The 575-nt window shown below is 62.1% G+C and carries 1 protein-coding gene; it reads right to left on the bottom strand.

All coding sequences use genetic code 11. The features are described from left to right. The coding region (locus GY937_19715) for a PD-(D/E)XK nuclease family protein (protein MCP5058936.1) at nucleotides 1-575 on the bottom strand (575 nt) is incomplete at both ends.

The raw sequence follows: 575 nt of genomic DNA, 5'->3' as shown, positions 1-575 counted from the left end.
TGGTATCGCCTATGCCCACCTCATCGGTGATGGTGTCTTGTTCGACGTGGTCGGGCTGGCCCGTGAGGCGGAAGGTGTGGTAGTCCTTGCACCAGAAGTCATCCTGGGGGAAGTCCCAGGTCATCCGCTCCTCTACGGCCAGAACCTTCTTGCCCACGTCGTGGCCCTCTCGCTGCACCCACGGGACGTAGCCAGTGGCCATGGCAGTGGCGTACCGAATGGCTTCTTGCCAGGAGGCTACGGCTAGGTTGTCGCTCAGTTCCTCAGCCTTGGCTTCAATTAACCCTTGAGCCGCCCCTCGTAGGACCATGGGGTCCCAGTTAGGTGGCAAGTCCCCTCGGTAGTACGCCTCGGTGACGGCGTGGACCATGGTCCCCTCGTCCCGTCGGTTGGCGTCCCGGGTCCTGACAACTACCTCTTCGTTCAGTTCCTCGGGGTGGGCCGGGTCGAACTTGCGATAGTTCGATACCTCGAGCTGGTCGGTCTTGTCACCACCTGGCCGGAGCCCTTGCAGTGTCTGAAGCCAGAACTTGCGGGGGCAATCGAGCCAGGTGCGGATGTCGCTCACTCTGAGG

The sequence above is a fragment of the bacterium genome (assembly GCA_024228115.1).
Taxonomy (GTDB): Bacteria; Myxococcota_A; UBA9160; order UBA9160; family UBA6930.
The sequence above is the reverse complement of the archived record's forward strand: the minus strand, read 5'-3'. Positions and strand labels throughout refer to the sequence as shown.